Origin of the sequence: Paenibacillus validus NBRC 15382 (genome assembly GCF_004000985.1) — a bacterium.
In the GTDB taxonomy this organism is placed as follows: domain Bacteria; phylum Bacillota; class Bacilli; order Paenibacillales; family NBRC-103111; genus Paenibacillus_G; species Paenibacillus_G validus.
In genome coordinates this window covers 1-12,359 of record NZ_BIMH01000076.1, presented here as the reverse complement: position 1 = coordinate 12,359, position 12,359 = coordinate 1, and the positions used below count along the sequence as shown (strand labels likewise).

The 12,359-nt window shown below is 50.9% G+C and carries 14 protein-coding genes; 8 read left to right on the top strand and 6 right to left on the bottom strand.

Going from position 1 to position 12,359, the window contains the following annotated elements:
• The first annotated feature begins 18 nt into the window (after window positions 1-18).
• From PVA01S_RS25215 to PVA01S_RS25205, 3 genes are all read left to right on the top strand, one after another.
• Window positions 19-456 carry a c-type cytochrome gene (locus PVA01S_RS25215; RefSeq protein ID WP_127610541.1) on the top strand — a complete coding sequence of 146 codons (438 nt, stop codon included), beginning with the start codon at window positions 19-21 and terminating at the stop codon, window positions 454-456.
• A 73-nt stretch (window positions 457-529) separates the two neighbouring features.
• Window positions 530-1,102: a tRNA 5-(aminomethyl)-2-thiouridylate-methyltransferase MnmM gene (gene mnmM, locus PVA01S_RS25210; RefSeq protein ID WP_127610539.1), complete on the top strand. Its 573-nt coding sequence runs from the start codon at window positions 530-532 to the stop codon at window positions 1,100-1,102.
• Between the two features lie 156 nt (window positions 1,103-1,258).
• A complete protein-coding gene (locus PVA01S_RS25205) occupies window positions 1,259-2,224 on the top strand; it encodes a type I phosphomannose isomerase catalytic subunit (protein ID WP_127610537.1) in 966 nt (321 codons plus the stop codon).
• Window positions 2,225-2,372: 148 nt separating this feature from the next.
• On the opposite strand, the gene PVA01S_RS25200 is transcribed toward PVA01S_RS25205, so the two are convergent.
• The 5 genes from PVA01S_RS25200 to PVA01S_RS25180 form a co-directional block, all read right to left on the bottom strand.
• Window positions 2,373-4,139 carry a B12-binding domain-containing radical SAM protein gene (locus PVA01S_RS25200; protein ID WP_127610535.1) on the bottom strand — a complete coding sequence of 589 codons (1,767 nt, stop codon included), beginning with the start codon at window positions 4,137-4,139 and terminating at the stop codon, window positions 2,373-2,375.
• A gap of 114 nt (window positions 4,140-4,253) precedes the next feature.
• Complete coding sequence (locus tag PVA01S_RS25195; protein WP_054796892.1) at window positions 4,254-4,484, bottom strand: DUF2789 family protein; 231 nt, start codon at window positions 4,482-4,484, stop codon at window positions 4,254-4,256.
• 286 nt (window positions 4,485-4,770) lie between these two features.
• Window positions 4,771-5,673, bottom strand: a complete 903-nt coding sequence (locus PVA01S_RS25190; protein ID WP_127610533.1) for a glycine betaine ABC transporter substrate-binding protein — start codon at window positions 5,671-5,673, stop codon at window positions 4,771-4,773.
• 1 nt (window position 5,674) lies between these two features.
• On the bottom strand, window positions 5,675-6,517 hold the full coding sequence (locus tag PVA01S_RS25185; RefSeq protein WP_054796891.1) for an ABC transporter permease: 843 nt from the start codon (window positions 6,515-6,517) through the stop codon (window positions 5,675-5,677).
• Window positions 6,504-7,712 carry a quaternary amine ABC transporter ATP-binding protein gene (locus PVA01S_RS25180; RefSeq protein WP_127610531.1) on the bottom strand — a complete coding sequence of 403 codons (1,209 nt, stop codon included), beginning with the start codon at window positions 7,710-7,712 and terminating at the stop codon, window positions 6,504-6,506. The genes PVA01S_RS25185 and PVA01S_RS25180 overlap by 14 nt, the downstream gene beginning before the upstream one ends.
• A 259-nt stretch (window positions 7,713-7,971) precedes the next feature.
• Between PVA01S_RS25180 and PVA01S_RS25175 the strand changes: the two genes are divergently transcribed.
• Window positions 7,972-8,547 (top strand): GbsR/MarR family transcriptional regulator, encoded by a 576-nt coding sequence (locus PVA01S_RS25175; RefSeq protein ID WP_236595766.1) that lies wholly within the window; start codon window positions 7,972-7,974, stop codon window positions 8,545-8,547.
• Window positions 8,548-8,613: 66 nt separating this feature from the next.
• Here the strand turns inward: PVA01S_RS25175 and PVA01S_RS25170 are convergent, their stop codons facing one another.
• Window positions 8,614-8,964: a YuzC family spore coat inner layer protein gene (locus tag PVA01S_RS25170; RefSeq protein WP_127610529.1), complete on the bottom strand. Its 351-nt coding sequence runs from the start codon at window positions 8,962-8,964 to the stop codon at window positions 8,614-8,616.
• A gap of 128 nt (window positions 8,965-9,092) precedes the next feature.
• Between PVA01S_RS25170 and PVA01S_RS25165 the strand changes: the two genes are divergently transcribed.
• From PVA01S_RS25165 to PVA01S_RS25145, 4 genes are all read left to right on the top strand, one after another.
• Window positions 9,093-9,668, top strand: a complete 576-nt coding sequence (locus PVA01S_RS25165) for a YitT family protein (RefSeq protein WP_306439381.1) — start codon at window positions 9,093-9,095, stop codon at window positions 9,666-9,668.
• A 194-nt stretch (window positions 9,669-9,862) separates the two neighbouring features.
• On the top strand, window positions 9,863-10,780 hold the full coding sequence (locus tag PVA01S_RS25160; protein ID WP_164751972.1) for an RluA family pseudouridine synthase: 918 nt from the start codon (window positions 9,863-9,865) through the stop codon (window positions 10,778-10,780).
• A gap of 635 nt (window positions 10,781-11,415) precedes the next feature.
• A complete protein-coding gene (locus PVA01S_RS25150; RefSeq protein WP_127610508.1) occupies window positions 11,416-11,592 on the top strand; it encodes a helix-turn-helix transcriptional regulator in 177 nt (58 codons plus the stop codon).
• 301 nt (window positions 11,593-11,893) lie between these two features.
• A partial coding sequence (locus tag PVA01S_RS25145; protein WP_164751971.1) for a Gfo/Idh/MocA family protein occupies window positions 11,894-12,359 on the top strand: 466 nt, incomplete at its 3' end.

Sequence of the window (12,359 nt, the reverse complement as noted above, 5' to 3'; positions counted from 1 at the left end):
GGCAGCCCGGCGGCGGCTATGCCCGGAGCGCCCGCGGCGAAGCCGGGCGGCGCGCAGGTGTTCGCTGCGCAGGCGGAGGCCGAGCCGCAGCGAGCGCCGGTTGCGCCAGGCAAGGTGACGGCGCCGGCGGTAGCAACCTCGGAGCCGGAACCCGGCTCCGGCAGCAGCGGCTTCGCCGCCCCGGCGAAGCCGAGCGAGCCCGCGATGGCGGAGCCCGCGGCTGCCGATGTGTCGGCGCAGGCCCAGCCGCTCTACAAAGATAATTGCCTCGCCTGCCACGGCGATCAATTGCAAGGAAGCGTCGGCCCCAGCCTGTCGAAGGTCGGCGGACGGAAATCGAAAGCGCAGCTCGTGGAACAGATTCGAGAAGGCAGCGGCGATATGCCCGGCTTCAAGGAAACCTTAAGCGAAGAAGAAGTGGAAACGTTGGCCGCTTGGCTGACCGTGAAGAAATAAGTGAAGAAATAAGGGACTATACTTAAGAACTTGTACGACTGAACACTGATGCAGGAAAGGAAGTCGTTCGTCCTTGGGATTCATCTCTATTCTTAGTTTCGCGCATAAATTAATGGAAGAACGCGTACAGGCCGGCGAAACGGTCATCGATGCCACCGCCGGCAACGGCGTGGACACGGTGTTTCTGGCCAAGCAAGTCGGCACGGGGGGCATCGTGTACGCCTTCGATATTCAAGAAACAGCGATCGCATGCACCGCGGCACGCTGCGCGCAAGAAGTGCCGGGGCACCGGGTGGAGCTCGTTCTCCGCAGCCATGCGGAGCTGGCCGATGCCATTCCCGTAGAGCACCACGGACGGATCGCCGCCGTGGCGTTCAACCTCGGCTATTTGCCGGGACACGATCACGGCACCGTCACGCTGCCCGACTCCACGCTTGCCGCGCTGCAGGCTGCGGCCGGACTGCTGCGCCGCGGCGGCATCATCACGATCGTGCTGTACACGGGGCACCCGGGCGGACCGGAAGAAGCCGAAGCCGTGGAAGCTTGGGCGGCCGCCCTGCCGCAAGCGGACTACCAGGTGCTCACCTACCGATTCCTGAACCAACGCAACCGCCCGCCTTATGTCATCGCTATTGAAAAAAGATAGTCTTGTATACCCGAAACATCCCCTTTTGATCCAAAAGCGGGATGCTTTCTTTGTATAGACGGTCTCTCGCGCTATAGCGCATTCCCGCTTGAATTGATATAATTTTCAAGAAGTGAGAGGATTCAAGAGACACGAAAGTAGGGAGCGCGCAAAACCATGAAACCATACCCGTTGAAATGCAATCCGGAGTTTAAAGACAGAGTGTGGGGCGGGCGAGCCTTGGAGCAATTCGGCTTAGCGCTGCCCGAAGGTCCTATCGGCGAAGGCTGGATGATCGGCGATCACCCGAACGGCACGACAACGGTCGCGAACGGCGAGCTGGCCGGGCTCGGACTGGATCGAATTCGCGAGTTATACGGGAAAACGCTGTTCGGGAGCAAAGGCTTCTCCGAGAAAAACGGCCGCTTCCCGCTGCTGATCAAGCTGCTGGATTGTCAGGACGACTTGTCGGTGCAGGTTCATCCGAACGATCATTACGAGCGTCTGCCGCAAGGCGAACTCGGCAAAACCGAAATGTGGTACATCCTGGACGCCAAACCGGGCGCCAAAATCATATACGGCTTACAAGAAGGCGTCACCCGCGAACAGTTGGCGGCAGCGATTGCAGACAACCGGATCATGGACTGCCTCCATGAAATTTCCGTCGAAGCCGGGGACAGCTTCTACATTCCGGCCGGTACGGTGCACGCTCTCGGCGCCGGCGTACTGGTCGCGGAAATTCAGCAAAACTCCGACAGCACCTACCGGCTGTACGATTACGACCGGCTCGGATTGGACGGCAAGCCGCGCGAGCTGCATATTGAAGATTCGTTGAACGTTATCGCCTATGAAGGATCCGGCGCGACTTATATGAAGACGGAGCTGAGCGGACCGCAGCAATGGCTAACCCTCGTCCAATCCCCTTTCTTCATCACCGAAAAAGGCCGCGTCGAAGGCGAATGGAGCCTGCAAACCGTGCCGGACAGCTTCGTCATCCATATCGTCTGCGAAGGAACGGGCGCAATCCGCTGGGCAGACGGCGAACTCGCCGTGAAAGCCGGCGAATGCTTCTTGCTTCCGGCGAACTTGGGCAACTACGCACTCGCGGGCAGCATGACCGTGCTGCGCAGCTATTTGCCTTAAATTCAACCGTTCGGCTATGTGGGCCGGACGGTTTTTTTGTACCCTTGCGCCTTTACCGCCGTCGTTTCGCTGTTATCCGTTTGAGCGCATGAAAACCCAAAAAAGCGCCCCTGACAGGGCGCCTCTTGGCCTCTTGCGAACTTGCCGGTTAAGCCCCGGCCGGCTCCAGCGACAGCGTGAACGGCTGTGGCTTGAGCGACGCGTCCGGGGGAAAATAGACGATCAGCAGCTGATCGCTCGACCGGTCCAGCACGCCCTCTTGCAAATATCGGTCGAGGCGGAACGGCAGCACTTCAATCATGACGTGCTTGTGCAGCTCCTTCTCCCCGATTCCAAGCGCGGCGAATCGTGACGATACGGCCTCGGGACGCTCGGCGAGCGCCCGCAGATATTCCGCCTGCGCGGCTTTATCGAGCGAGAAATCCCACCAGATTTTTCGCGGCTTGTACTTGTGGTTCAGGAAATAATCGAGCTTCATCAGACCCTCGATCACCTCGAGTCCCTCCGTCCCCCGATGCTTCAGAAATGCATGCAGCCGGGTGAATAAATCCTCGAGCTGGTGGCCGATTTTTTGCCAGCCCCGCTCCTCCCAATAATCCCCGAACTCCTGGAAAAAATCGAAGGCGGACGTAAATTCCCGCTTAATCAAATAGTTCACCGTGTGATCCATCCGGTGAGCGTTCCAGTACTTCTCCAGCACGTCCTCCACCCGCTTGATCCGCACCAGGTCGGAGAACGGCAGGATGTTGTTGCCGAGAATTTCATACGGTGCGTGATCCATGTATTTGTAGCCGTATTTGTCGGCATCATGCCGCATCCCGGTGCCGCGCAGCATTTTCAAGAAGCCGAGCTGCAGCTCTTCCGGCCCGAGGGCAAATACGTCGTTGAATGTTTTGCGGAACGAATCGTAATCTTCCTCAGGCAGCCCCGCGATCAAATCGAGATGCTGATCGATTTTGCCGCTCTCCTTCACCTTCGTGACCGTGCGGGTCAGCTTGCTGAAATTTTGCCGGCGCTTGACGAGGCTGTTCGTCAGGTCATTGGTGGACTGCACGCCGATCTCGAAGCGGAAGACGCCCGGCGGCGCATGCTCCGCCAAATAATCAAGCACCTCGGGACGCATGATGTCAGCCGTAATCTCGAACTGGAAGACGCAGCCCTGATGATTGTGAATAAGAAACTCGAACATGTCCATCGCATAGTCGCGTTTAATATTAAACGTGCGATCGACGAATTTGATCAGCTTCGCTCCGGATTCAATCAAGTAAAGCAAATCGCTCTTCGTCCGTTCCACGTCAAAATAACGCACGCCGACTTCGATCGACGACAAACAGAACTGGCAGCTGAACGGACAGCCCCGGCTCGTCTCGAAATATACGACACGGTTCGCCAAGCTCGGCACATCCTCGGCAAACCGATGCGGCGTCGGGATCTGGTCGAGCGCCAGCTTCGGCCGCGGCGCATTCAGGATGACGCGGTCTTCTTTGCGATAAGCGAGGCCAAATACGCTGTAGAACGCGCGGTCCCCTTGAAGCTCCGTCAATAGATGGTGGAAGGTTTCCTCGCCTTCGCCCATGACGATATAATCGACTTCCGGCAGCCGTTTCATCCAATACTCCGTATCGTAAGAAACCTCCGGACCCCCGAGCACGATGACGACCTCCGGCATAATTTTCTTCAGCATGCCGATGACGACAATCGTCTCCTCGATGTTCCAGATGTAACAGGAAAAGCCGATGACCGCCGGTTCGCGCCGATACAGGTCCGAGACAATGTTCATCGCGGGATCTTTAATCGTGTACTCGGCGATTTGGATGTCCGGGAAGTCCTGCTGGCTGAACGATTTCAAGTACCTCAGGGCTAGTGACGTATGGATATATTTGGCGTTTAATGTGGATAATACAATGCTTTTCATGATATATACAGAACCTCTTTATTCTCGCGGACGAGTGGTGTAAAGTATCCTTATTCTACACGGAAACACGTATGAACACAAAAAAAAGAAAATGGAACCCTTCGTCCATTTTCCTTATTCATACAAGCCGCCTCCCGGCTGCATCCAATCCGTATTCGGAGTTACCGCATCGAGCATAAATGCATCCTGCCCGGTTTCGGTCCAAATATTCGCTTGCGACATCAGCTGCTCTTCCACCAGCTCCTTCTGCGTAACGAGCGCATCCACGTCTCCGCCGCTTTGCTCGATCGTGTGCTGGAGCCGGTTTCGTTCCTCAAGCCGTTTGGCCATTTGATATAAAATCATAGTTGTTCCAACGTCCTTCCCTTTGTGAATACTTACCTTTATCATACAGCGCGAACATTAAGACAAGATTAGACGAATATCAACGTTTCGTTAAAATCTCTTTTTTCAGGGTATGCGGTATGGCATCTTATCTTTTGCAGGTTCAACAAAAAACATGCAAAAATTCCTCCCTAAGGAACATACCTTTCACACCGCAACCCGCAAAAAAGCGCTGCACCCAAATACATAGGGCAGCAGCGCTTGCTCCATCATCTTGTTCAATAGGCGCGAGGCGCGCAAGAGCCTTTTATTTCTTTTTCAAATCCTCTATGGAATCAATATTCATATAAGAAGGAACGACAAGGCCGATTTTCGTACCGTTCAAATTCGGGCCCAAATCTTCGAATTTGCCTTGATACTTGTCATAGTAATCTTTATGGGTGGTCGGCAGCCAGGCAGCTACAATGGCGTCGGCATCGCCGCCCGCAATTCCGGCCCACATCGGTCCGGCCTCCACCTGCAGCATTTCGACCTTATAACCTAACTTGCTTTCGAGCACTTGTTTCACAACATTCGTGCTTGCAATCTCGGAATCCCACGCTACATACGCAAGCTTAAGCGTCTTCCCTTCTGCCTTTGGAATATCTTTTACCCACTCGTCTACCTTCGCACCGTTGTCTTTAATCCAATCAGCAGCCGCTTGCTCCGGTTTTTTCCCCTCTTGTATGGCTACCATGACTTTCGCCATATCGTCGGGCGACCACTCGAACCTGTCCAGCAAAGCGTGAGCGGACGGATGATCATCTTTTAACCCGTTTCTTGCAATCGTATGAATTTGCTCATCGCCCCCGTACACGCCTTTAGGATCTGCTAAATATTTCAGCTCGTATTTGGCGAATTTCCAATGCGGGGTCCATCCTGTCACGATGATCGGTTTTTTATCTTTGTAAGCTTTATCCAACGCTGCGGCCATCGCTGCACCGGAGCCCTCCACAAGCTTCCAATCCTTCAAATCGTATTCCTTCAAAGCTTTTTCCGTAGACTTCATGAGACCTGCGCCGGGATCAATGCCGATGATTTGGTAGTCCACCTGATCCCCTATAAACTCGGAGGAAGCGGTCGACGATTCCTTCCCGCATCCCGTCAGGGCAACGACACTCGAAATGCCAATAACCGCAAGCACCTTCATTAATTTGGATGGATTCGACATATTACCCTCTCCTTTTCTGCTTTCTTTTGACCAAATGCTGCGATAATCGATCCAGCAAAATAGCAAGAATAACAATACATAAACCCGCTTCAAAACCTTGTCCGGTTTTAATTTGGGTAACTGCGCGATACACATCCGCACCAATCCCCTGCGCTCCAATCATCGAGGAAATAACAACCATCGATAGAGCCAGCATAATCGTTTGGTTGATACCGGCCATGATGGAGGGAACCGCGAGCGGCAGCTGAATCTTAAACAGCTTTTGATTAGGCGTTGATCCGAATGCTTCCCCGGCTTCTATTAAATCGTGCGGCACTTGGCGTATGCCCAAATTCGTCAGCCGAATCGTAGGCGGGACAGCGAAAATAACCGAAGCGATAACCCCCGGCACTACACCAAGACCGAAAAAGGTTACGGCCGGAATCAAATAAACGAATGCCGGCATGGTCTGCATGAAATCCAATACAGGCGTCAGCAGATTCTGAATCTTGTTATCCCGGGCACACAGAATGCCCAAGGGCACACCGAGGATAATGGAAATCGTGGCGGAAGTCATAACCAGTGCCAACGTATCCATGGTATGTTCCCAATAACCCAAATTATCGATTAAGAAGAGACCCAGCAAAGTAAATACAGCAAGAGAAGTGCTGGCAAACCAGTAGGCGACAGCGGCTAGAATGACCACCATCAATAATGAGGGCGGAAGCAGGAAAAGGAAGGAAAAGAAATCAACGATGCCTTCAATAACCGTGGAGAAGATATCAAACAGAACAGATAATCTGTCCTCCAAACCGTTGACGATGCTTTCAATCCATTCATCCAGCGGCAGCTTAGGTATGGTCATTCGCGCTTACCTCCTTCGGCAAAGCGTGGCCTGCCAACGCCCCAAGAACAGCGCCGCGAACAATGACCCCCATAATCCGGCCCGCTTCATTCACCACGCCTACGGGGTATTTGGACGTTCCGCATATATCGAACAAATCGTTAAGCAAGACATCGGGCGCAACTGTAGGCGTGTCCCTGATGACGATATCCTCCAGGCTTTTGCCTTCGCGCACCGCTTCCGATGCATGCTCTGCGGTAATGACGCCCAGCAGCCTCTTGCTTCGGTCCACGACAAAAAGATTCGATATGCCGCTCTCTCGCATTAATTGCAAAGCAACCCTCGGCCCCCGGTCCAGGCCGATTGTCTCCGGTCTTCGCATCACATGGGATGCCGTAAGAACTTTGGACAAATCCACATCCTCGACAAACCGTTCCACGTATTCATTCGCGGGATTGATCATGATTTCTTCAGGTGAGCCGATTTGTACAACCGCCCCGTCCTTCATTAACGCTATTCGATCACCGATACGAAGCGCTTCATCCAGATCATGTGTAATGAAAATAATCGTTTTTTTCATTTTTTCCTGTAAATCGAGCAGCTCATCCTGCATGTCTTTACGAATGAGCGGATCAAGCGCACTGAATGCTTCATCCATTAGCAAAATATCCGGATCATTAGCCAAAGCTCTGGCAAGACCGACACGCTGCTGCATACCGCCGCTCAACTGATCCGGATAGCTATTGGCCCATGACTGGAGTCCAACCAGCTGCAAAGCTTCCGAGGCCTTTTTTTGTCGTTCCGTTTTCTCTATCCCCTGGACCTCTAATCCAAACTCTACATTTTCAAGTACAGTCCGGTGCGGAAACAGCGCGAACTTCTGAAAAACCATGCTTATTTGATTTCGCCTAACCTGTCTAAGCTGTTCTTGATTCATCTTCATGATATCTTTGCCTTGAATAAGGATACGGCCTTGTGTCGGTTCGATAAGCCGATTCAACAACCGGACTAACGTTGATTTACCGCTTCCCGACAATCCCATAATGACGAAGATTTCGCCCGGTTGGACGGAGAAATGAACCCGATTTACGCCTACCGTATGCCGCGTTTCTTTATATATTTTTTCTTTGCTCCAACCCTGATCGAGATACGTCAATACGCTTTGCGGATCGTTTCCAAACACTTTAGTCAGGTCTGTAACTTCAATGATAGCCAAGGTGACACCCCCATTCCAATTCATTTCCAGTTCTGTACCAAGTCTAATGCAAAAATAAAGCCAGTGTCAACCGTTATATTCGTTTATATAGTTTGTTCTGTAAAAACTGTACAAATAGTTTGCTCCAGGTTCCTCCCTTTTCCTCCCGTATCCTTTTCAATCCCATCCTTTACTTTGTAATCATTGTTTCTTACAATAAGGCTACAATCAGAATCAGCATTCAGCTTGGATGGACACCGACAGAGGAGTGGGTGAAGTGATTAACGAATTGACTGGCATCTCTGCAGCGCATGAACAGTCGATTCAAAAAGCGCGCAAACGCATTATTGAATCAATCGGCAAAAATATGGATTTATACGGAATTACTCTTTCTACCGGATTACTCTACGGGTTAATGTTTTTTCAGAATAAACCGATGACCCTCGACGAAATGGGAGAGGCCATGGAAATGAGTAAAACCAGCATGAGTACAGGAATTCGCACGCTGGTCGATCTCAATATGGTCAATAAAGTTTGGGAAAAAGGCTCGCGGAAAGACCAGTATGAAGTGGAAAGAGACTGGCATCAAACCTTTGCCGACTTTTTCGTTATTAAATGGCGCAAAGCTGTGGAACTGAATCTTCTTGCTCTCCGAAAGTCGCTTTCGGAATTAAACGAGCTGTCGGCCAAACATCCGGAGGAAGAGGTTTTGCAGGACTATCTCCGATCGGATATCGAGAAAATCAATCAAGCCATCGCTTATTATCTGTGGCTCGACCGTCTGATCGACACGATGGAATCGGGGGATATTTACCAATTGGTTCCTAAGGAACACGTTCCGGATAAACACATGTAATAAAGAAAAAAAGCGTTGCTCCCTATCCAAAGGAGCAGCGCTTTTTTGTATTTGACTTGCAAGCACTCACCAGCATAAGCCCAGTTCAATACTGAAGCAGACTTGAGCATTCCGGGGGAGTAAGGTCACATGGATGCCAGTCGGATTATAACGTACTTTAAAGGGAGCATGTACCCCAACAGACTGAATTAACGCACGGACCTTGTCCGTTTGGCTTGCTTGACTTGCATCCATTACTTTCTTGGCGAATCCCTCTTGATATACAATGGCATGCAGCAAGGCATGAAGCTCCTGGGTCGGAGCTATAAAGCTTTGTGCCGATTGCTGAAAGTGTTGTACGTTGGGCGGCCTAAAAGCAAACGGAGGTCTGTGAACAGCATAGCTTGGGCCATAGACATGTGGATTGAACCCATCCATTTTGAATTCCCCTTCACCGAGTATAGCTCAATATACGTGTGAGCTGCGGGAAGTGTTACCGGGAACTGGGATTGTTTTCCTGGAAATTGCATATAAATCAGACATGCCTGATCTGGGAGCTGGTTTGTTTGTCCGCACAAAAAATTTCCGCTTTACTTTTCGGAAGTGTACTGATTTCAATCGGCATTAACTTTTTTCTGATGCCTTTTATGGTGTTGGATGGCGGACTCATTGGAATTGCCCTCATTATTAACTACTTGTCCGGCGCCAAAGTGGGGGTTGTTATGTTCATGTGCAGCATCCCCATTTTTGTATTAGCCTGGTTTTATTACCGCGAAATATTTTATACCAGCCTCTACGGCCTATTGGTATCGTCTATTTTTATCGATTTGCTGGCTCCGCTTCATTATCATTTCCTGTACTATATTAAGTTGACATCTTTCAGCAGCTCTGTGATCGGCGGGTTTATCGTAGGAACCGGAATCGGAATCATGTTGAGGAACGGGATCAGCACCGGGGGAACGGATTTGCTCGCACAGTATTTTTCGAAGCTGGTTTCTTTAAATGTAGGCGTCCTTATTTTTATTGTCGATGGCCTGATTATTTGCCTTGGAGGACTGCTGCTGTCGGCCGAAACGTTCCTGCTGTCTATTCTGACCATTACCGCGGGCGGGGTAGCGACCAGTTTTTGTACGCTGAAATGAAGAGTTCCTCGGGCCTGCTTCAGATGCACATTCCAAAATCCGGTCGCCGGCGCGCATTTCATTTCGCAAACGAACGGGGTCATGATATAGTAGTAGCAACCATGACACGAAACGGAGCGAATGGCATGAATAGAAAGACAACGCCTCCGAAAGTCGCAGCGTCCCCGCAAGCGGTGGACAAGGAGGTATCCCGCATGAGCAAGAGACAGAAGCATTCAGACGGAAGCCAGGCTAAAACCAAAGTATACACCGTCAAAGAACCGGCAGAGCTGCTGCCTTTTTTATTGAAGATATCCCATCTCGGCCGCAATTCCGTTAAATCTTTGCTCGCTCGCGGCCAAATATCGGTTGACGGTCAGGTCGTGACGGCCTACAATTTCCCGCTTCGCCCCGAACAAACCGTAACGATTCGAAAGGATAGGCTGCCGGAAAAACCAGCCATCATCGGGCTTACCATTATGCACGAGGATGAGGATATCATCGTGATTCAGAAGGAGGCCGGTTTGCTGTCGATTGCTTCTCCCCAAGAGATCGAAATGACCGCCTATCGGCAGCTCATGACCCACGTTCGTACGGACAATCCCCAAAATCGAATATTTATTGTGCATCGGTTAGACCGGGATACTTCCGGCGTCATGATGTTCGCCAAAAGCGAGCATGTTCAGCAGCTTCTTCAAAACTCGTGGCAGGATATGGTCCAGGAGCGCACCTACATTGCCCTTGTAGAAGGAGCGGTAAAGAAAACGGAAGGCACCGTTTCGTCGTGGTTGAAAGAAAGCAGCACATTAAAAATGTACTCCAGTCCTGTTCCTAATGACGGACAATACGCTGTGACCCACTACAAAGTGCTGCAATCCAACCGAAACTTTTCCTTACTGGAGGTCCATCTCGAAACGGGACGAAAAAACCAAATTCGTGTCCACATGCAGGATATCGGGCATCCCATCGTAGGCGATAAAAAATATGGCTCAAAATCAAAAGCGATCGGGCGACTCGGACTTCACGCACGGGTATTAGCTTTCCTCCATCCCACCAAGGGTGAACCGATGCGATTTGAAACAGACATCCCCAAGGCATTTCTAAGTCCTTTCCGAAACGCTTCTCCCCAGTAACTGCAACGCAGCTGGAGGATTCAGGCCCGCAGCAGCTAAAAGAAGGACGCTTATGCGTCCTTCCGGCCTTTGTATTACTGGTTGATCACCAAGATGTCAGCAGGCAGATTTCCCGTCCTCCGAAGGAATTGAATCTCGTTATTCGTAAGTCTGCGGCCAACCAGAATGAACGAGGATGTTACATTGTTAAAATTAAAATTTCTTAAGTCCGCTACGTTCTGGGATCCCCGAAATACGCGGAACGCCCCTCGGAAGTTTGTGCGCGAGAACAAAATAAGCGTGACTTGTCTCGGAATCGCGATATTTCGGAGTCGGAAGCTGGACAGGACATTGTTAAAACGGAATGCTCCCAAATCTCGAACCGCCACGCCTCCGCGCCTAAAGTCGATGCGTCGCCCAGTAAAGTTAAAGCCCGAGAAAAGAGAAAGTCTAACAAACCTATTGGCCATTAAATTGGATCACCTCTTTTGTAAGATGGTATCAATATATGACCATCCACTTCGGTTGGCTTAGACCTTTGTGACGCTCAAATCGTTATTTTTTATACTTATTGTCTATATTGGAAGTAAAAGTGAATCGTTCATGGCGAGGATAACGGTTCTCCATAACGAACCTTTCCGCCCTTGCTGTAAAACATGTTTGACACACCAATTTCACAAGGACGATTAGCTGAACTGTGCGCGGTTAGCCGTCAGACGATCAACGCTATTGAAAACAACAAATACGACCCGAGCCTACAGCTTGCTTTTGATCTTGCCAAACATTTAGGAGTTACGGTAGATGAATTATTTTTCGCGGAGGGAAAGAACTAATCATGCATACTCGAAAAATCGTCGCCATGATCACGGGGATCGCTGCCTTGGTTGTGATTTGCCATCTATAAAATTAAAGCCGGTCAAGAAGTCGGCTTTGTTGAAGTTATCACCATCGGCAGTTTGTTCATAATATTTTTTTCCGCTTTGACCTGGGGGACGAAGCACGGGCAGGACGGCATCTTGCAGGAGGAAGAGCTTGGCCAGCGAATAACGGAAAAGAGCGCAAAAATCAGTTCGCGCAAAAGCTCGTGGCAGTCAGACTGACGATCGAAATCATAAGAAGAAAGAGGAATAACTGATGATTAGATTTGGCATTATCGGAACCAACTGGATTACCGAAGAGTTCCTGAAAGCGGCGCAAGCCGCCGAGCATTTTACGTTAACGGCGGTGTATTCGCGAACGGAGGAGCGGGCCCGCGAATTCGCCGCCAAGTGGGGAGCCGCCACCGTGTTTACCGATATCGAGGCGATGGCTGCAAGCGATTCGATCGATGCCGTCTATATCGCGAGCCCGAATTCGTTCCACGCTAAGCAAGCGATCGTCCTTATGGACGGCGGCAAGCATGTCCTGTGCGAGAAGCCGATCGCCTCCAATGCGAAGGAGCTCGAAGCGATGATCGCAGCGGCACAGCGGAGCGGCATCGTTCTGATGGAAGCGTTGAAAACTACGCTGCTTCCGAATTTCTCCGCGATTCGCACCAACGTATCCAAAATCGGACAAGTCCGCCGTTATTTTGCAAGCTACTGCCAATATTCATCCCGTT